At 54.8% G+C, this 18,482-nt stretch carries 16 protein-coding genes and 1 tRNA gene; 4 read left to right on the forward strand and 13 right to left on the reverse strand.

The genetic code is table 11. The features are described from left to right. Positions 1 to 78 precede the first annotated feature (78 nt). The 4 genes from ACYQ8E_RS04165 to ACYQ8E_RS04180 form a co-directional block, all read right to left on the reverse strand. Positions 79 to 807 carry a hypothetical protein gene (locus ACYQ8E_RS04165; protein ID WP_459860203.1) on the reverse strand — a complete coding sequence of 243 codons (729 nt, stop codon included), beginning with the start codon at positions 805 to 807 and terminating at the stop codon, positions 79 to 81. 50 nt (positions 808 to 857) lie between these two features. Then, positions 858 to 2,072: an IS256 family transposase gene (locus tag ACYQ8E_RS04170; protein WP_066722594.1), complete on the reverse strand. Its 1,215-nt coding sequence runs from the start codon at positions 2,070 to 2,072 to the stop codon at positions 858 to 860. 147 nt (positions 2,073 to 2,219) lie between these two features. Next, positions 2,220 to 3,815 (reverse strand): hypothetical protein, encoded by a 1,596-nt coding sequence (locus ACYQ8E_RS04175; RefSeq protein ID WP_459860204.1) that lies wholly within the window; start codon positions 3,813 to 3,815, stop codon positions 2,220 to 2,222. Between the two features lie 16 nt (positions 3,816 to 3,831). Beyond that, the gene (locus ACYQ8E_RS04180) at positions 3,832 to 4,443 is read right to left on the reverse strand and encodes a hypothetical protein (protein WP_459860206.1); all 612 of its coding nucleotides are present in this window, start codon (positions 4,441 to 4,443) and stop codon (positions 3,832 to 3,834) included. A gap of 393 nt (positions 4,444 to 4,836) precedes the next feature. Here ACYQ8E_RS04180 and ACYQ8E_RS04185 point away from each other — a divergent pair, with 393 nt between their 5' ends. Both ACYQ8E_RS04185 and ACYQ8E_RS04190 read left to right on the forward strand, forming a co-directional pair. Continuing rightward, positions 4,837 to 5,166 carry a type II toxin-antitoxin system RelB/DinJ family antitoxin gene (locus ACYQ8E_RS04185; protein WP_459860207.1) on the forward strand — a complete coding sequence of 110 codons (330 nt, stop codon included), beginning with the start codon at positions 4,837 to 4,839 and terminating at the stop codon, positions 5,164 to 5,166. Next, positions 5,163 to 5,447, forward strand: coding sequence for a type II toxin-antitoxin system RelE/ParE family toxin (locus tag ACYQ8E_RS04190; RefSeq protein ID WP_459860209.1), 285 nt, complete (start codon positions 5,163 to 5,165; stop codon positions 5,445 to 5,447). Before ACYQ8E_RS04185 ends, ACYQ8E_RS04190 begins: the two co-directional genes overlap by 4 nt. A 77-nt stretch (positions 5,448 to 5,524) precedes the next feature. On the opposite strand, the gene ACYQ8E_RS04195 is transcribed toward ACYQ8E_RS04190, so the two are convergent. Then, on the reverse strand, positions 5,525 to 6,583 hold the full coding sequence (locus ACYQ8E_RS04195) for an IS1595 family transposase (protein ID WP_459860210.1): 1,059 nt from the start codon (positions 6,581 to 6,583) through the stop codon (positions 5,525 to 5,527). A gap of 264 nt (positions 6,584 to 6,847) precedes the next feature. Here ACYQ8E_RS04195 and ACYQ8E_RS04200 point away from each other — a divergent pair. After that, positions 6,848 to 7,989 (forward strand): IS3 family transposase gene (locus ACYQ8E_RS04200; protein ID WP_459860212.1). Its coding sequence is split into 2 segments (ribosomal slippage): positions 6,848 to 7,100 and positions 7,100 to 7,989, totalling 1,143 coding nucleotides; the frame shifts between segments, so codons are not numbered across the junction. Positions 7,990 to 8,061: 72 nt separating this feature from the next. On the opposite strand, the gene ACYQ8E_RS04205 is transcribed toward ACYQ8E_RS04200, so the two are convergent. The 4 genes from ACYQ8E_RS04205 to ACYQ8E_RS04220 form a co-directional block, all read right to left on the reverse strand. Beyond that, positions 8,062 to 8,769, reverse strand: a complete 708-nt coding sequence (locus tag ACYQ8E_RS04205) for a hypothetical protein (protein ID WP_459860213.1) — start codon at positions 8,767 to 8,769, stop codon at positions 8,062 to 8,064. Positions 8,770 to 8,908: 139 nt separating this feature from the next. Beyond that, positions 8,909 to 8,983, reverse strand: a tRNA-Gly gene (locus tag ACYQ8E_RS04210). A gap of 15 nt (positions 8,984 to 8,998) precedes the next feature. Beyond that, a complete protein-coding gene (locus tag ACYQ8E_RS04215) occupies positions 8,999 to 10,315 on the reverse strand; it encodes a tRNA nucleotidyltransferase/poly(A) polymerase-related protein (RefSeq protein ID WP_459860214.1) in 1,317 nt (438 codons plus the stop codon). Positions 10,316 to 10,564: 249 nt separating this feature from the next. Continuing rightward, complete coding sequence (locus ACYQ8E_RS04220; RefSeq protein WP_459860216.1) at positions 10,565 to 11,869, reverse strand: aminotransferase class I/II-fold pyridoxal phosphate-dependent enzyme; 1,305 nt, start codon at positions 11,867 to 11,869, stop codon at positions 10,565 to 10,567. Between the two features lie 234 nt (positions 11,870 to 12,103). Between ACYQ8E_RS04220 and ACYQ8E_RS04225 the strand changes: the two genes are divergently transcribed. Then, the gene (locus ACYQ8E_RS04225) at positions 12,104 to 12,997 is read left to right on the forward strand and encodes an AEC family transporter (protein WP_459860218.1); all 894 of its coding nucleotides are present in this window, start codon (positions 12,104 to 12,106) and stop codon (positions 12,995 to 12,997) included. Positions 12,998 to 13,072: 75 nt separating this feature from the next. Here ACYQ8E_RS04225 and ACYQ8E_RS04230 read toward each other — a convergent pair whose 3' ends face one another. The 4 genes from ACYQ8E_RS04230 to ACYQ8E_RS04245 form a co-directional block, all read right to left on the reverse strand. Next, a complete protein-coding gene (locus tag ACYQ8E_RS04230) occupies positions 13,073 to 14,041 on the reverse strand; it encodes an ABC transporter substrate-binding protein (RefSeq protein ID WP_066727283.1) in 969 nt (322 codons plus the stop codon). Positions 14,042 to 14,075: 34 nt separating this feature from the next. Then, positions 14,076 to 16,124, reverse strand: coding sequence for a porin family protein (locus ACYQ8E_RS04235; RefSeq protein ID WP_066727285.1), 2,049 nt, complete (start codon positions 16,122 to 16,124; stop codon positions 14,076 to 14,078). A 46-nt stretch (positions 16,125 to 16,170) separates the two neighbouring features. Next, positions 16,171 to 17,163, reverse strand: a complete 993-nt coding sequence (locus ACYQ8E_RS04240; RefSeq protein ID WP_066727286.1) for a DmsE family decaheme c-type cytochrome — start codon at positions 17,161 to 17,163, stop codon at positions 16,171 to 16,173. A 230-nt stretch (positions 17,164 to 17,393) separates the two neighbouring features. Further along, complete coding sequence (locus tag ACYQ8E_RS04245) at positions 17,394 to 18,482, reverse strand: MlaD family protein (protein ID WP_066727288.1); 1,089 nt, start codon at positions 18,480 to 18,482, stop codon at positions 17,394 to 17,396.

Raw genomic sequence — 18,482 nt, forward strand, 5'->3', positions numbered from 1 at the left:
ACAATCTTTTTTACACCCTCTTCACAGCTGAGACTTTATCGAAAAACATCATCACATGTCAGGAGAAATAGGGCGCATTTAAATGATTTTTGCCAGCATAATCACCCCGGGAATGACCATTCTTCTGGTCTGTTTCTTATTCTCAAAAACATATTGCATATCCGCTGGCAATGACCAAATCCCCATCCAATCAAGGTCAAGATTTTTCGTATCCAGAATTCTGTCAGCAAGGCTACAAAGATCTTCTTCAGGAGTAGGAAAATTTTTATAAAGCTTGCCTTCTTCAGCTTTTTTCAGAGTTCTCCAGATCGGTAGAACCATGAAGGCAACCCGATGACCAGCCATCCCATCAAATAGAAGATCTCTTTGATTTTTCTTTATTTTTTTCAATTGGGCTATGGCTTCATTCCAACTTTTCATATTACGGTCACTAAGTAATTGGCTCCCCAAAAAAAGCCAGCCATGCTTCACCTCCATCAGAAATACATGCTTATCCCCTCTCTGAACCCAATAATCCAGCCAACCGTGGGAATCATCCTCACCATGCGGCTTTCTTCGCGTAGGTATTTCCTGAAGGGCTCCATAGCCAAGATTGTAGAAACATGGAAGCAGAACTGAGGATAGTTGTCTTTCTTTATACCAAAATGGCATTTCACCAGTTATGTTGAAAAGTTCTGTAGAAACCTTCGCAAACTCCTGGAGAAGATCATTAAGAAATTGACCGGTTACAATCTTGGAACTAATGTCCCCCAACTGTTTCCGGTACTCCTGGATCTTTCCACACCCACGAATTGATTTAAATTCCATATTCCCTGGCGGTGTAAATCAGTTTGTGTAAATGGCTTGGGTTTTTGTCGTCAGTAAACCGGCAACCTGCCTTCGAACAAGATAGAGAACTGGTTGAGGGCGGCCTTCCAGTCCCGAATCGGCAGGGTCCATTTCTTGGCGATATTGTTCAGCGCCAGGTAGAGCAGTTTGAACATGGCTGCGTCGTTGGGGAATGAGCCCCGGTTCTTGGTGACCTTGCGCAGCGACATGTTCAGCGATTCGATCGCATTGGTGGTGTAGATCACCTTGCGAATCTCCGCCGGGTAGGCGAAAAAAGGGGTGATTCTCTCCCAGTTGCGCCGCCAGGACTGGCCGATGGAGGGGTGGGTTTTATCCCACTTCGCTTCGAACTCCGTCAGGTTCATTTCGGCCTGCTCGGCCGTCGCGGCCTGGTAAATGGACTTCAGATCGGCCGCCACTTCCTTGCGCTGTTTCCAGGAGACGTAGCGGAGAGAATGGCGCACCATGTGAACGAGGCAGAGCTGGACCTGGGTGCGAGGAAAGACTGCTTCGATGGCCTCGGGGAAACCTTTGAGCCCGTCCACGCAGGCGATGAAGATGTCTTCGACACCCCGGTTTTTCAACTCGGTCACCACCTGTAGCCAGAACTTGGCGCCCTCGTTCTCGGCCACCCACATGCCCAGGACCTCCTTGATGCCGTCCAGGGTGACGCCCAGGGCCAGGTAGACCGCTTTATTGCTGACGTGGCCGTTGTCTCGCACCTTGACCCGGACCGCGTCCATATAGACGATGGGATAGAGGGCGTCGAGCGGTCGGTTCTGCCAGATCTTGACCTCGTCCGCGACGGCATCGGTCACGCTGGAAATGAGGGCGGGAGAGACCTCGACGCCATAAATCTCTTCCAGATGCCCCTGGATCTCCCGGGTCGTCATCCCCCGGGCGTAGAGGGAGATGATCTTGCCGTCGAAGCCGGCGAAGCGGGTCTGGCCCTTGGGAATGATGAGCGGCTCGAAGCTGCTGTCCCGGTCACGCGGAACCTCGATCGGCAGTTTGCCGAATTCGCCCTTGATGGTTTTGGCCGACTTGCCATTGCGGGCATTGCCGCCTTTCGTGGCCACGGGAGCATGCTTCTCGTGCCCCAGGTGTTGGGTCAATTCCGCTTCCAAAGCTCGTTCCAGAAGGGCCTTGGTGAGCTGTTTAAGCAAGCCGGTTTCGCCGATCAGGTCTTCGGGCTTCTTGTAGTCGGCAAGCAGACGGTCCAGCAGATCTTTTTCGATGGCCATGGGGGCTCCTTAGAGGGTGGGGTCCCGGTGTACCCCTGAATGGCCATTTACACAATCTTTTTTACACCCTCTATTCCCTACGTTGAACGTTTACCAAACAAAATCTCATAAAGGATCCCTCCAGCTGGCCGACCAAGAGGTTACGACCTAAGCCAGTCCATACTCCTGGATAATTAGCTCTCCTCTTTCGAAAGCCATGTCAAGCTCGCCGTTCAGTTCATTGAGCACCTGCTCATGTCTTTCGATAGCATTTACACCAAACAAGTCAAGTTTGTCTAAGGCATAGACTATAAAGACTGTTGCCAAGCCAGTCGCCATCCCAACTACGACTGAAGTTAGTACGTCAGCAAACTGATCGAGAAAGGGTATTTTTCCAATTAAATTGTCAATTGCTTGCTCTATCAAAACGCCGCCAGCTATCGTAAGGCCAGCTGCTATCAGCTTTGTTGCCTCATGTGCGGCCTGGGCCGAGGACATGCCTTCAGGAGGATTGACCAACATCTTGATGGCTTTGAGTAGCGAGAAAAAACCTTCCCTGATAATTCGCACTGCGCGCTTCCCTGTACGAACAAACATATTGATCACGACCGTAACCAGATTTGAAAAGAAGCCACTTATAGCTCCTTCTCCAAATGATTTCACGACATCCTTCCACCGAGCCAGTACCCGATTGACTATGCGCATCAACCGATCCTTCAATGTGCGGAAAAAGGTGTCATCGGGCCGTCCACCGCTGTAGCCGTTTCTGTATATATCTTGAATTTCAGAAAATATTGCTGAGACCACCTCGTGCAATAAGAGTCCTAAGGACTGCTGAAACCCCATTTTCAGACCTTCATGTACGCCGGTCTCTGCAATGTTTTTTGTGTAGTACTTACCCTTGTCAGTTAAGGTTGGAGCATGCTTCTGGGCTACCTCTTTTCCTTGAGCGTATTTTTCTTCGACTCTCTCGCGATCAACATCAAAATGCTCGGCATTGGTTTTATCTCTGCCTCCTGCCTTGTTGTCCATCCACTCCTTTTTGTCGTGGTCGTTCATCGACTGATTGATGTCTCTTCGGGTCGATACTAAATTACCCTTGTCAGTAGCAAAATCCGCCTTCCGTTCATCGGAGAGCATAAAGCCCCCGTTCTTATGGAACTCTGAACACGAGACTACATGGTCTGGGCTTGTGTCCTTGCCTAGCTCTGTTTTCCCAGTGTAACCATCCGTCAGAGAGCCCTGACCGTCGAGTTGCTCTCTTGTGAACTCAGCACCCACCGAACTCTTTCCGGCTCCGGCGAACTTTCCTCCTTCACTATTGGTGCCTTTGTCATACTTTGCCCTTGAATACTTGTCCTCCTCTTTCGCATAAACACCTTGTTTCGCATTGTGAATGGTAGTGACATTGCCGCCGTTCACGTCCTGGAAGAGAACTCTCGCAAGGCCAAAGGGTTTTATGATGTTTGACAAAACCGTGTGTTTGCAAGAGGAGACCAAGCCATCAAATTTCTCTTGATCAAACCTGCCTTCAATTGCACCAAGTGTTTCTTTCACTTCAGCGCTAGTAACCTCGACATCGAACTTGAAGTCATAGTGCCGATTTTGCAGGCTTTCAATTGCATTGATTGATTCGATATCAATCTTCGACAAGAGCATTTGCCTTAGGAGTGCCTCATCAACTGCAAATATAGTTTGAGGAGACTCTTTGAGTTCAGACAATATATTTTTGCGCGTTTTATAGCGATCAACCCTGTCAGTCATGTCATCGTCCTCGTATTTATGCAGCGATATGTACCTGCCAAGCCTGCTTAAATGCAACTTCCTCTTTACAGACAGTACCGTCTGCTCTGGAGATAAGGTCAATCACATCACCGAACAACCCCCATGAGTCACGGTCTACTTTTTCAACATGCTTCATTGCGGTGTTGAAATTAGGAGGATTGTTCTTGAGCTTGGTTATCATGCCTTTAACGTGAGGGGGGAGATTTGCGTGTCCAATACCTGCAACAAATTCTTCAATCTCTTCCATTTCCTCAGGATCGATACATTCATCGCAACTAGCAACGGCAATTCCAACCGCAAATAAGGCAATCAGCAGGTTGAAATAATCCCGATCTGCCTTCAATCTCTTTTCAGCTTCCTCAAGAGCGGCGACAAGCTTCTTAACCTTGATACTTTCCTCAGCCGTATGGGTTCGTTCCGTTTCGCGACGGATTTCTTTCTTTTCCTCTTCGTCCACTGCCGAGGCAATAGCACCTCCAATGCCGCCAATACTTCCACCGACAAGAGCGCCTACTGCGGTCACAGCACCTATCGGCCCTGCAACAGGCAAGGCGACTATTGCTCCAACTCCAGCGGCTACGCCACCTAGCACTTTCCAAAAACCCATGGTTTACCCTCCTGCAGTTTTGTTAACAATCGCATATCATTCCTGTATGACAGAATATGTCCCTTGACCGCTGCGTATCGTATCTTCCAAGGCTAGCCTATTTTCTATAACATCATCAAAACATCACACAGCTTGCGCCCACTCGTCCTCACCTCTTCCCACATGATTTCTACCAGTAGATCTATGTCTTCACAAACTGCTTCTACCTCCTTCGTTGTCCCTTCGGGTACTGACATATTTACGTAGGGGATACTATCAAGAAGGCTCTGTTAGCGAATTAAGTTGATTTGCCAATTATGCGGCTTATGTTTGGCTCGATTTTTTTTCTTGATAAAAAGCCACACTGGGGCTACAATATTACTACAAATAGACCACAGTGGAGCTATAAATATCATGAAAGAAACAACAATCCGTTCAAGAATCGACCCTGAAACCAAGCAGGAGGCTCAAATTCTCTTGAAGAGGTTCGGCCTTTCTATGAGTGACGCCATTCGCCTTTTCCTCCACCAGGTTGTTCTTGAGAGAGGACTCCCATTCGAGGTCAAACTTCCTGAGAACGAAGCCGCCGAGTACGATAAGTGGTTCAGAGAACAGGTAGTGGCTGAACTAGAGGAGGCTGACAAACCTGGTGCAGAGTTTATTTCTCACGAGGAAGTCGGTAGTCGCTGGGCCAAAAAACGCGAAGCCCTGTTGAAAATGGGCGGCCAAAAGGCCTCGCAGTGAAAATAGAGTGGCGGCCAAAGGCTGAGCGCGACCTAGACTCTATCGTCGACTACATCGCCCAGGATGACCCACGGGCCGCAGTGAAACAGGTCGATGAAGTATATAACCAAGTCATGGCACTCAAAGATTTCCCCGAGAGAGGAAGGCGTGGCCGTGTGCAGGGAACCTTTGAATTGGTTATTCTCAGGACATCATTCATTGCGGTATACCGAATAAAAGGAAAAAGAGTCCATGTGTTGAGAATTATGCACAGCTCTCTACCGTGGCCGAACTCTTTTTGACATAGAAATCACTACTTAATTACACGCCCCCATCTGCATGCTAGCAAATGGGGGCGTATTTGTTTAAGGAAGTTTGACTATGGCAGCACTAGCAGTGTGTTCTTGATATCAACATACCGATCAGGTGAGATGGGCAAGCAAGCGGTGAGAAGCAATTCAAGCTTCTTTGCCGTCATGGCTTCTTTGGCGTGTGCATCAATAAACCGGAACCAGGTGAGGTAGTTGTCCAGGTACTTCGTTGCAACCCCCTTGAACCGGTCCATCCAGTCTTTCAGGCGACTATGGAAGGCGTTGGCGTTTTGAATGTGATAGATCCCCTTAATCACTCGGCGGTTGCGCTTCATGTTCAGTTCCATGTGGCCAACGCCGATTTCACCGGATACGATGCGCCAGGTGCCATTGGCGTCGCTACAGACGGTTGAAACAGAGCCTGTATAGGGCGATAGCAGAGCTTTCGCCTTGACCTTATTGACCGGACCGAGGCAAGCAACCCTGGCGTGGGTTTGCTTCGTGCGATCCCTGGCGACAACAACGCAGACCTGCTCCTTACTAATCCCGCGCTTCTTTGCTGTGCCGCCTCGTTTGCGAGGATCGCGACCGACGATGTGTTTGTTGCCCTTCTCAGAGTAGAGGAAGTAGGTTTCATCGACCTCCAGCATACCCTCGAAATCACCCAATTCCATGCGCTTCAGGGCGGCGAGCAGCTTGTGCCTCCAGGTGAATATTGTCGAAATGGCTACGCCTAGGATCTTGGCTGATTTCCGGATTGAGTAGCCATTGACCATGTGCTCCATGTACGTCAGCCACTTTTCTGGGTAGTGCGTGCCACGAAAGGGCGTGTGGGTATGATCGGAGAAGGTCTTGCCGCAGCCGCCCGCGTCGCTGCATTTATAGCGCTGGCGACCATTCTGGGTGCCGTTGCGCACGACTTTCTCGCAATGGCAGTGTGGACAGGCGAAGCCCTTTCGGAATCGCTTGTCGCGCAGATCCTTGATGAAGCTCTCGACCGTATGCGGATCGCTGCCAACGCGTGTCTTCAGCTTGGCGAGAATCTTGCGTTGCTCAGCCAGGCTAAGCGATAGAACCGCCGCAAGTACGGTGGCAAAGCCTGTTTTCGGCGACGCAGATGGACTCAAGCCCCTTCCTCCTTTCGCAGACCATATAGGCACGAAAGTTTACCAAAAAACAAGGGGCTTTCAAGAAATCAACTTATTACGCGAACAGAGCCATCAAGAATGGGGTCTATGTAATCTCTGGCAGTCCAAAGTAATTGCTCGTTCAGACCGTCGAACCCCAACTTCCATTCACCTTGAGCCACTTGAGTCAGAAACTTTGAAGTGGCGCCGAAAATTGAGACAGGTGTATAAGCAATGAACCGACCATTTTCAGAGGAGAGGTTCATGACCAAGCATCGCACCCGTCACAGTGCCGAGTTCAAGGCCAAGGTCGCCATGGCGGCCCTGTCCGAAGCCAAGACACTGGCCGAGCTGTCCAGCGAGTATGGGATTCATCAAACCCAGATCACCCGCTGGAAACAGGAACTGATCACCAACGCCCCCGATCTGTTCGGCAAGGGCAAGAAGAAGGACGACAACCACGAGGCCGAAGTGGCCGAGCTACACCGCCAGATCGGCAAACTCAAAGTTGAAAACGATTTTTTGTCCAATCTGCCCGGTCTGAGCTTGACCGGGCGCAGAAACAAAAGATGATCGCCGCCGGTCATCCCGAGGTTTCTGTTGAACGTCGCTGCGAGCTCCTAGGCGTTCCCCGTGCCAACTACTACCGAGGCCTGCCCTCAGGACTGCGCGAGGGGGATCGGGAGCTGATGCTTCGGATCGACAAGCTCTACTTGGAGCACCCTTGGATGGGGAGCCGTTCCCTGGCCGACCAGTTGAACACGCCGGAAGCTCCCGTCGGCCGCGGCCGGGTGCGGCGACTGATGCGTATCATGGGGATCGAGTCGCTGGCCCCAAAGCCGGGAACCAGCAGACGACAACCCCGGCATCCGGTCTATCCCTATCTGCTGCGGGGAATGACCATCGATCGCCCCAACCAGGTCTGGGCGACGGACATCACCTACATCCCCATGGCACGCGGCCACCTGTACCTGGTTGCCATCATGGACTGGGCGACCCGCAAGGTGCTGTCCTGGCGGCTGTCCAACACCCTCGACACCCATTTTTGTGTCGAGGCGCTCAAAGAAGCACTGCTCAAATACGGCGCCCCTGAAATCTTCAATTCTGACCAGGGCTGCCAATTCACCAGCGAGGCCTTCACCTCGGTCCTGAAGGTCTGGAACATCAGGATCAGCATGGACGGCAAGGGCCGGTTCAAGGACAACATCTTTATCGAGCGCCTCTGGCGCACCCTGAAGTACGAAAGGATCTACCTCAAAGCTTACGAAACCGGCGCCGAACTCTCCCGGGATCTGGCGGTCTGGTTCACCTTCTACAATGAGAAGCGCAAGCATTCCGCGCTTGACAAGCAGACCCCCAATGAGGCTTATGAACAGGGACTGCAACACCTCAACCCGGCCGCATGAGGCTGGAAATTCCACAGCTTTCGGGGCATTGCTTATTTCACCCCTCAGGCTGTCTCACAATTCAGGACCACTTCATACTTCCTTATTTCGATCCGTTCCATGCTCGTAGGTTATTTCCCCCAGGATATCGTGAGGACATCTGCAGCCCAGGAGCAGAACCGCTTCCATCCATTTGATGGAATCTTCCAAAACCGGTAAACGGTTGACCCACTTGTCCCGTACGCCCTTAGCCAGCTTATCCTCTACCTCTTCCTTCCGGGCCTTTGGCGCTCGCTCCCGGATTTGCTGTTTCCTTCTTATTTCCTGAGCCTCCTCATCCGAAACCTCCTCCGGAGCAAGGCTCCGGCTGGAAACATCTGCTACGGGAGCAGGGACATGAGAAACACCTGCTTCAAAGGGTACCCCGGAAAGATACTCGGTCAGCTTCGAAATATTCACCCTGAACCGAGGATTGTCAGTCAGGTGCTTTAGCAAGGTTGCCTGACGAATATAACCGCTATGAAAATCGATATCCTCATGGCCATTTTCGTCAAAGAAATAGCAAGGTTTGGATGGCTCGGAAACAGCGGAAATCTTACGTTGAAGCAGGTCGTCGCGTAATGCGGTCTCGTAAAGAGACCAAACCTTGCGATAAACAGCCAGGGAGTTCGACTTTTCCTCCTGGGCACGTGTGGCCATCTCGAGGTGAGCCAGCAGAGTGACGGCGTCCCACAGTCGCATGGGATCATTGGCGATGAGTCGACGAAAATCAAATTCGTCCAAAGGGATGTAATTTTCCACCTTCACCATTTCTTTTCAATGGGTTACCGCAATTTAGCCCAATTGCCTAGCGGAACGAACAGATCCCAAAAAGTGTTACCTATATGTTACCTATGAAAAAAAACGGGTCAAGCCATTTGGTCTAACCCGTTGAATTTCTTGGAGCGGGAAACGGGATTCGAACCCGCGACCTTCAGCTTGGGAAGCTGACACTCTACCACTGAGTTATTCCCGCTCAATGTGGGGGCGATTATAGGGCTCCCCCCTTTTTTTTGTCAACGGTTTTTTCCTTTAATAAAATCAGAAACTTCCTCGCTTCATCCGGGTTGCGGACGCGCCCTTCCAGCTCTTCCTGGCTCAACCTGGCCAGCAGTTCACCAAGTTGCGGCCCGGGCTGCAGGCCAAAGCAGGAGGCGATCCAGTGGCCGTCGACAAGATCGGGAATCCGATCTGAAGATCGCAGTTCGAGGTAGGCATCAAGAGCGTCGAGGATCGCTTTCCTGTCCGTCAAGGTCGGCGCCAAAGCAGACGCAAGCAGCAGTTGATCGGCAGGGAAAGGATACTGGTCGGCCCAGCGCGCGAGGGCACGCTGGCCAAGACCTGTGGGTGGAGGTGCTAAAGGCCCTGACTCTGAGAGCGGACAGAGAATTTGCAGGGCGCGAAGGTTTTCCTGGCCAAGGGCGAGCTGGGCCTCGGCTGAAACGGGATCATGATTACCCGCCGCGAGAACAAGGGCAAGGCGCAGACGACCAAGGCGCAGCAGCGAACGACTGACAGGTTGAAACAGCACCGCAGAAACCTGGGGGGAATGACTGCCGAGCCAGCCGATAAAGGTATCGAGGCGCCGCAGCCCGTCGACGGCCTTGGCGAAAAAGCTGCTAGAATCCCGGCGTCCTGGCCCAAAGAGAAAGGGAATGGCGCCGATCTCGCCGAGGAGTTCCAACCCTTTGGAGACGCTGGTATCGTTCACCAGGCGTACCAGTTCGTCCCCCCTTCGTTCTGCTGCCACCCCGGCAAGCAGACCTGCCTCGGCTACCGCCCGCTGCCAGGTCCTCGTTTCCACGCTAAAGTCGAGGGTCGTCGCCAACCGCACCAGTCGCAGGAGGCGCAGGGGATCGGCGCGAAAGGCATGGTCGGCGCAAAGTTGCAGTTCCCGCCGGGCAATCGATTCCTCCCCCTGCAGGGGGTCGTAGCAACGATGATCAGCAAGGCTGATGGCGATGGCGTTGACGGTAAAGTCGCGGTCGCGCAGGTCGCCATCGAGGTCGGCGGCGCGAAAAGGGGCAAAATCAAAAGTGAGAACCGCTCCGTCCGGTCCGGTCCAGCTCACCCGGGACTGGTTGCGTTCCCTGTCGAGGAGAAACCAGCGACCGCCGCACCTCCTGGCGAAGGACCGGGCGAGTTCGGTAGGATCGAAGGGAGTGGCAAAATCAAAATCGGTCACCGGTCGGCCGAGGCGGGCATTGCGCAGGGCACCGCCGACCAGGAAGGCGCCGGACGCCGCCGGGATTGAAAGCAGGGCTTCGGGAAGGGGCGGCGTGGTAAGGAGGCGGTCAAAATCATCCATAGGATAAATCTAGCACAGCCCATGGCGACTGTCGGCGCGGTGAAGGATTAATTTGATGGGTATCCCTGGGCGTGGAGTCTTCCCGGCCGGAACTGAAAGTTAAGGCGGAATGTCACGTTTTAGGTGCAAATTTTTGAATTGGAAAGTTTTTTTATTCTTTCTTTTGTTAGCTTATGATTCCTGACCGGGCCCAAAAAAAGCGACCCGCCGTTAAGGGCGGGTCGCTTGGACGCACTACCTGTGGCTGGTTCAGGCGAGATCATTGGCCGCCTGGAAGATGATATCGAAAAGTTCCTGGATATCGTTTTCGGCGATACAGGAGAAGGCGATGCGCAGGTCGGTCTTGCCGATGGAGATCGTGCCGACCCCGTACTTGTCGAGCAGGTGAACGCGCAGCTTCTCGGCATCGACGCCTTTCAGCTTCAGACACATGAAGTAGCCGGAGTTGAAGGGGTAGTAACTCCAGGCGCTGTCGTACTTGCCACTGTCGAGGACCTGCTTGGTCTTCAGGGCACGCCCCTTCATGACCTGGAATTTTTCTTCCTTCTGGGCCAGGAATTCGGAAGAGCGCAGCGCCTCGATGACAAAGGTCTGCGAGGGGTGCGGACAGTTCGAGATCTTGGCGCGGATGATCCCCATAGTCTTTTTCTCGAGGGCGGCGAGCACCTGCGCGCTCTCCCCCTGGTTGCCGTCGGCGAAAGTGATGAAGCCGGTACGGAAACCCCAGACGAACTCCTCCTTGGTGGCTCCGTCCAGTTTGACAGCGAGAATCCGCGGATGGAGATTGGCGAGCTTGCCGAAGAGCGATTCCTTCATGCAGTCTTCGTAGAAGAGGCCGAAGTAGGCATCGTCGGTCACCGCGACAATATTACAGCCGCTTTGCGCAACTTCGAGGATTGCTGCCACCAGGGCATCCCCTTCGGCGACGGTCGGCGTGTAACCGCTCGGGTTGTTTGGGAAGTTGAGCAGCACCACCGCCTTCCCCTTCTCGGCAGCACTGTTTTTCAGCACCGCCTTGAAGGCTTCGACGTCGTAGCCGCCGGCGACGGTGAAGGTCGGATGCTTCTTGATGATGCCGCCGTTGCAGGTACCGAAAGTGAGGTTGTAATTCCCCCACAGCATGTCGGGGAGAACGACATGGTCACCGGTGCCGACAAACATGTCGCCGACGATCGAAAGACCATGAGTCAGGGCGTTGGTCACCACCGGGTTGGAGAAGTGCTTGCCGGCCATGCTCGGGTTCTCGCGGAGCATCTTCTCCCGCCAGAGGCTGCGCAGTTCCGGTTTCCCGGCCGGCGGCGCGTAGGGGTAGATATCCTTGGGGTCGAAGGCGGAGAGTTTTTCGTGGATGCACTGCAGGTACATCGGGCCGCCCTTTTCGGTGGCGATGCCGATGGTGGCGTTGAACTTGTGGGCCTTGTCCTTGGCCTCGGCCGACTGGGTCAGAATCCCCTTGGGGAAGAAGAGGTTCTTGCCGAGGTCCGAAAGCATCTCCAGGACGTAAGGGTTCTGTTTGGCAATCTGTTCGTTGAGCTCTTGAGCCAGCGGATTCATGCGCTCCTCCCTGGGCGGTTGATAATTGCGAACCGGCAGTGCCGCTCGCCGGGAGGCTATTAAATCAGGCCAATCCACGGCTGTCAACGGGAATCACGCCCGGCCTTTCGCCGCCTCCGGTCCGGCCCCCTGGCCTGTGCCCAAGGATAGCTGGCTCCAGCTCATGACAATGACCCATTGCTGTCCTATGCCGGCCGTGATAGATTTTCGCCAATTCGATTTATTGGGGGAGAGATGCTCTTCGTTCAGGTCATTCTGCCGGTTTTCCTCATCATCCTTGCCGGCTTCACTCTCGAAAAGTTCGCCCGGCCGGACTTTAAGACTCTCACCGACTGCTCTCTCTATCTCTTCACCCCGGCCCTGGTTTTTTCATCCCTGATGCACCAGGAACTCCACCTGGAACTGGCCGGAAATCTCTTCCTCTTCATGCTTATCTACACTGGGGCGCTGCTGGTCATGAGCACGTTCGTCTCCCGCCTGCTCCATTTTGACGGCGACACCCGCAGTGCCTTGACCCTGACTACCGTCGTCATGAATGTCGGCAACTACGGCCTCCCCCTCGCCTACTTCGCTTTCGGCGACCAGGGACTGAGCGTGTCAGTCCTTACCTTTGTGATGTTCAACATTCCCCTCGGCACTCTCGCCATCGTTATCGCCCAGGGAAACAAGGCTCCCATCGGCGCGGCCCTGGCCAATACCCTGCGTATCCCGATCTTTCACGGTGTGCTGCTGGCGCTAATCATAAAAGCTCTTGGCTGGCACCTCCCCGCTACCCTGTTGCGCCCGTTTGAACTCCTCGGCCAGGCCGCCATCCCCCTGATGCTGGTGCTTCTCGGCATGCAACTGGCCCGCACCAGGACCCTGGTCCAGCCTCTCTTTTTGACCCTTTCCTCCTGCCTGCGCCTGGTTGTCGCGCCACTTCTCGCCTGGGTTATCACCTCTCTGCTCGGCATCCACGGCCTGCCGCGAGCTGTCGTGATCCTGCAGACCAGTACCTCTTCCGCGGTCCTCCCCCTCCTTTACGCCGTCCGCTTCGGTACCCGGCCCGACCTGGTGGCGAGCGCCATTTTCGTCTCCACGCTCCTCAGTGCAGCAACGCTTACCGTTCTTCTCTACCTCCTGCGCTAAAATAAAAAGGACGAGGCCAGGGCCTCGTCCGAGAAAAGAACATAAAAGCGGCGCCATGGCCGCCTCAACAGAAGCTTATTTGACCACCCGCGTTGCTACGCTCAGGGCCTGGAACGGGACGGTGAGATTCAGTTCCTTGGCGACCTTCATGTTGATCACCAGTGCAACCTTCTTCGGGGTACGCACCGGCAGGGCAAGGGCTTTCTGCATCCCGGTCAGAATCTGCAGTGCATGTACCCCGACCAGCTGTCCCTGTTCCGTCGGGTCGGCTTCGAGGGTGATCAGGCCCCCCAGGTCGCTGAGCCCTGGTATCTGGGAAAGAACCGGCAGCTTGTTTTTGGCGGCGATAGCGAGAATCTCGGGGAGTTGCATCTGCAACAAGGCGCTATCGGCGACGAAGAGCGCGTCGACCCGAGAACAGAGATCCTCACAGCTTTTCCCCAACGTGTTTGCCTTGCCAACCCCCTGGCGCTCGACTTTCAGCCCCAGATGCGTCGCGGCATTTTCGAGATCATCGACCTGCAGAACCGCACCGGGATCGTCGGGACTGAAGAGGGCACCGATCCGTTTCCCCTTGGAAATATCGACGTAGGTTCGCAACAGGGTTTCAACGGGAGTTTTACTGCTGACTCCGCTGATATCACCGCCCGGAACAGCAAGATCCTTGACGAGACCAAGACGCACCGGATCGTAGACATCCGCGAAAAGAACCGGTAGCCGGCGCGCTTCGCGCTTGGCAACCAGGGAGGCCGGGGCGCCATAGGTGATAATCAGATCGGCATTGACACCAACGGCCTTGCGGATACTGTTGGCCCAGGAAATCGGGTCGGGGTTGGGAGTTTGGGTGTAAACTTCGACCTTGCTTTCATCCAGGCCGCCAGCCCGCAGGATTTTCATGAAGGCTTCCTGGGCTTGCTGATAGCGTGGAAGGTCTCCGGTAATAATGACCGCGACAAACTTGCCCCCGGCTGCGGCCGGTCTCGGGATGACCGGCAACAGCAACAGCGCAAGGAGCAGAAGCAGAAGCTTTTTAGAATATTTCATAACATTTCACCTGTTGACCCGTTCGCCACTGAATTTACCAGGCTTTGGCTACAGACAGGGTCACCGTCTGCGCCGACCCATCGAATTCGTCTCCCAGCTGATCCTGATATTTGTCATAGCTGTAACGCGCCGAGCAGGTCCAGGTATCGACGGGCTCCCAATCGAGGCCGGCGAGAATACCCATCTGGCGCGTGTCAAGAGCTGATAGTTCCCGCAGACCGTCGCTGTTGACCGTAAAGGCGGTCGTGTTCACGGCTGCCGGATTGAAACCGGTCATCTGCAGATCGAATTGGGGGTTGAAACGGGCTTTTGACCAGGAAATGTGACCTTCACTGAGGAACGCCAGGCGTTGGGCGATTTGCCAATTGGCGGCAAAGACAGCACTGTGAACGTGCTGGGTATATTCCACACTGTCGTCGGGCACAACCAGGTTGTTGGCCGAATCCATACCGAAAACCAGGTCCTGGACAATCCGGTTCCGGATATAGCCGTAGCTCAGGGTGCAATGGATGCGATCTTTGGGGGTAAACCAAATGCCGGCGCCGATATTGTCGTCTTCACTGCGCCGATGAATCGGATATTCGGTTTCAATTCCAGGGGTGGCCGAAGGTTGGAAGATGCTGTGCTCGTCGTTGCGCGCCCGGGCGACCTGGCCGTTGAGAGAGAGCCCCCAGGAGCCGGTGGACGGCATCCAGGTCAGGCCGGCAAACCCTTCATGCCCCCGGGCTACGGTGGTGGCATAGGCAGGATCGTCAGAGATCCGATACTGGTACCAGGTGTTGAGTTTCAAACCCCTGACGGCAGTGGGGTGGACGTAGGCGCTGAGGCGCAACCGGTTCCGCGTCTCCTTCTCAGGCAACAGCCAGATCCCGGTTTCACCTGCGGCCCCGGTATTGCTGCGATCGATATCTTCACGCCGGAGGTCGGCCTTGAGGGCGATCTGCCGGTTCGGGCGCCAGGTACCGGTGGCATTGTAGACCGCGGTCGTCAGGTCGATACTGTCGCGCACCGCGATGGACGGCAGGGCATTGGCACCGGCCGTATTGGGCGGCGTGGTGAGATCGGTCAAAACCTGAACGTCCGTATTGCCGGCATTCATGTCGAGGAGCCGGTACCGCAGGTTGAAGGTCAGGTTGGGAGCGGGAATGTAGGTGACATCCCCGCTGGTCTTGATGAAGTCGGTCTCCGCCTCCACCGGCCCGAGGGTATTGATCCGGGACTGGTTGGTCCGGGTGCCGAAGGTAACTGCCGCGGCGCCGCTCAGTCCGCCGGAGAGCGAGGTGTGGGCCTTGACGGTCGAGGCGACCAGCCGGGAGTCGGGGTTTTCATCATGCACCAGCAGGGCGTCGTCGTTGCTGGTCCGGTAGCGGTGCTGGTCAAAGGCATCGACCAGGAGCGGTTCCTTGTCCCGGAAGATACGGACCAGCTGTTCGAAGATCAGGTCGATGGGGCCGAGGTGGGCATCGACGGAGCCGGTAAATTCCTCGGTCACCCGGTTGACGTCCTGGCTCCGGCTCTGCAGGTGACAGCCGTTGCAGCTCTCGTCGAGGAATCGCAGCTGCTTTTTCCCACGGCGGTCAAGCCGCCAATAGTTGAGGTTGATGTGAGCGGGAAAAGAGGGCAGTTTCCCCCTGACATGGGCGGAAGATTGATGCACGTCGAGATGATAATCGTCCCCGGGGTTGAGATCTTCGCGAAACAGGGGGGTGCCGCCGGTCGGGCTGTTGACGGTTTCCAGAGGTGCCGGGTACGGGATGTGATCGAGGTTGTGGTAAACGCTTTCGCCGAACAGATTGATACGCAGCAAACCTGCCTGGTCAAAGTGGAGTTCACCGCTGTAGTCCTCTTCGTTCAGGTAAGTCCCTTCAAAAAAGAAGTGACGGCGGCCGGAAAGATCGGAAATTTTGGCGGCGCCAACCAGGGAGTCTTTGAGCTTGTAGTATTCAGCGGCCCGGTTGGGTTGATCCTGGGAATCTGTAACCCGGTAGCCGAGGGAGAACTTGGCGGTAGTCGTGGCTGCGACCGGTCCAACCGGCAGGAGCAGCGCAGTGGCGAGCAGGGGAACGATAAGTTTAGCCTTCACAGAAACGCCTCCCAAACAGTTCAAAGATTATCACCGGCAGCGAAGATCAGCGGGCGATGAAACTCCCCTTCCCTTTTCCGGAAGGAATGTCCGTACCGTGAATGGCTGAATGGCAATCGGTGCAGCGGCTGTAGAAAGCCGGCTTGAAACTGCTCCCGGCCGGAGCATCAACCAGCGTCGGGTGGTTTTTCTCCTGATGACCGGCGTGGCATTGCATGCAAAGGAAGGGCTGCGCGACCCGCAACAGGTTATTGTTCGGAGTTCCGTGCGGATTGTGGCAGTTGGTACAATCCTCCGTCACGTCCGCATGTTCGTAAACGAAAGGGCCCTGATATTCCATATGGCATCGCGTGCACATCTCGCGGATGGTCGCCCCAAGCAGATTATGCTCACCTGCTGTACCGTGCGGATTATGGCAGTCGGTACAACCTATTTTATGCTCGGGAACCGGATGGTGAGAGACATTGCTGAACTGACTCCGCACCGCCTGATGGCAGTTGTAACAGAGTTCGGCGACGTCATGACGGCTGACCTTTTGTTGCGGTCCCTGGTGCAGTTTGTGACAGGCAAAACAGGAAACATCGCTGTTGGCATGGTTGCCGGCGTTCCAGTAGTGCAAAACCGGGGTGGATGAGGCCGAGTGGCATTTAAGGCAGATCAGCGACTGCGCCTGGGCAGGTAATTCCTTGATTTTCAGCAGGGTGTCAAAATCGCACTTTTGCTTCTCATCGATATGAGCGACGGCAAGACTACCCGGGCCGTGGCAGGACTCACAGTTGACCAGGGGGAGGCCGGACCCGGCCTCGATCTGCTCGCCGTGAATGGAGGCCTGGAAATTTTTGGCGATGGTGTCGTGTTTGTGGCATTTCACCAGACACTGGTCGTTGCCGATATAGTCGGCATCAAGGCGCCCGACGATCATGCGCTCGTAGTCGCGGACCGGGAGCAACGGTTGATCGCTGCGCAGGGTGGCGAGATCACTGCAGGCTGAAGCCGTCAGTAGAAGAAGGATACCGCACAATAGAGGGAGGGAGCGCAAGGGATAACCTCCTGATTAAAATGCCGGGTCTGGAACCAGCCACAAATTCTTGCCAAGATATCCTTCCCTTATGCAAGAATTATGAAAATTCAACAACTATCTTTTTTCTTCTGCTATTTCAATTGGTTATACCAGAGCGCAAAGAAGACAAGGACGAAGATGGGAATCCTCCAGGGATTGCTGTCGGCCTAGGGACGGGGCAATCCGTCATTTCGCAGGGCCCAAATGGCTTAGAAGAGGGTGCCAATCACGGTCCCCAGGGCTGAAACGGTTCCGGAATCACTGAGACCGTCTGCAGCTTTTTCGACTTTATGCAAGGTCGTCTTGGCGTCCCGGTAGAGATCGTCATCGTTGACGAGATGACCGAGGGTGCCACTCCCCTCATCGATCTTGGCGGCAATACTGGCGATGCGGGCAATCGCCTCCCGGGTATCCCGATAGACATCTTCTTCGTTAACCAGTTTGCCAAGAGTCCCCTCGCCACGACTGATCTTGCCGCTGATATCCCGAATGCTGGCGAAGGCATCACTGGCGTCGTTGTAGAACCGATCCTCGACCAGGAGTTTGCCAAGACTCCCCTCCCCGGCTCTGAGCCGGCTGGAAACTTCCTGAAGATTGGCAGCCACCTGGCTCACCTGATCATAAAGGGTCGGGTCGTTAAGCAATCGGCCGAGACTCCCCTCGCCTTTTTCCAGCCGCTCCACCACCTGCTTGACGTTAGAAACCGCCAGCGTCAGCTCGTCATAGAGGGTCGGATCATTGACCAGGCGGCCCAGGCTTCCGGCGCCGCTGTCGATCTTCTCCGCAATGCTTTCGAGCCGGGCGACCGCATTGACAAAGGAGGTGCGGCTCTCCTCGATTAGGTGCCCCAGGGTTCCGAAGACGCGCTCCTGGTTCTGGTCAAGATGGGTGATAAGCTGGTCGATATTCGCCCCTTCCACGGAGGGAATTTCAGCGTCACCGGCGAGTTGCGGACTCGCGGGGGATCCGAACTCGAGGCCGAGAAACTGCCCCCCCAAAAGATTCATCTGGCGAATCGATGCCAGGGAGTCCTGGCGGATATCGGTGCCGGAAACCACGTAGAAATCGACCCTGACCCGCGGACCTTCGAGGCGGATGGAGCGGATCCGGCCGACTTCGACGCCAGCCAGGCGAACCGGGTCACCGACCTTGATCCCGACCGCGGAACGGAAAAAGGTATGGTAATTGACCTGGGTCTCGAAGGGTCTCCAGTCTTCAACCAATTCGATCATGACAGCCAGAACGACCAGCGCCGCCAGAAAAAAGAGCCCGACCTTCTGTTCGGTAGTCAGGGTCAT

It is taken from the genome of Desulfuromonas carbonis (assembly GCF_054658035.1).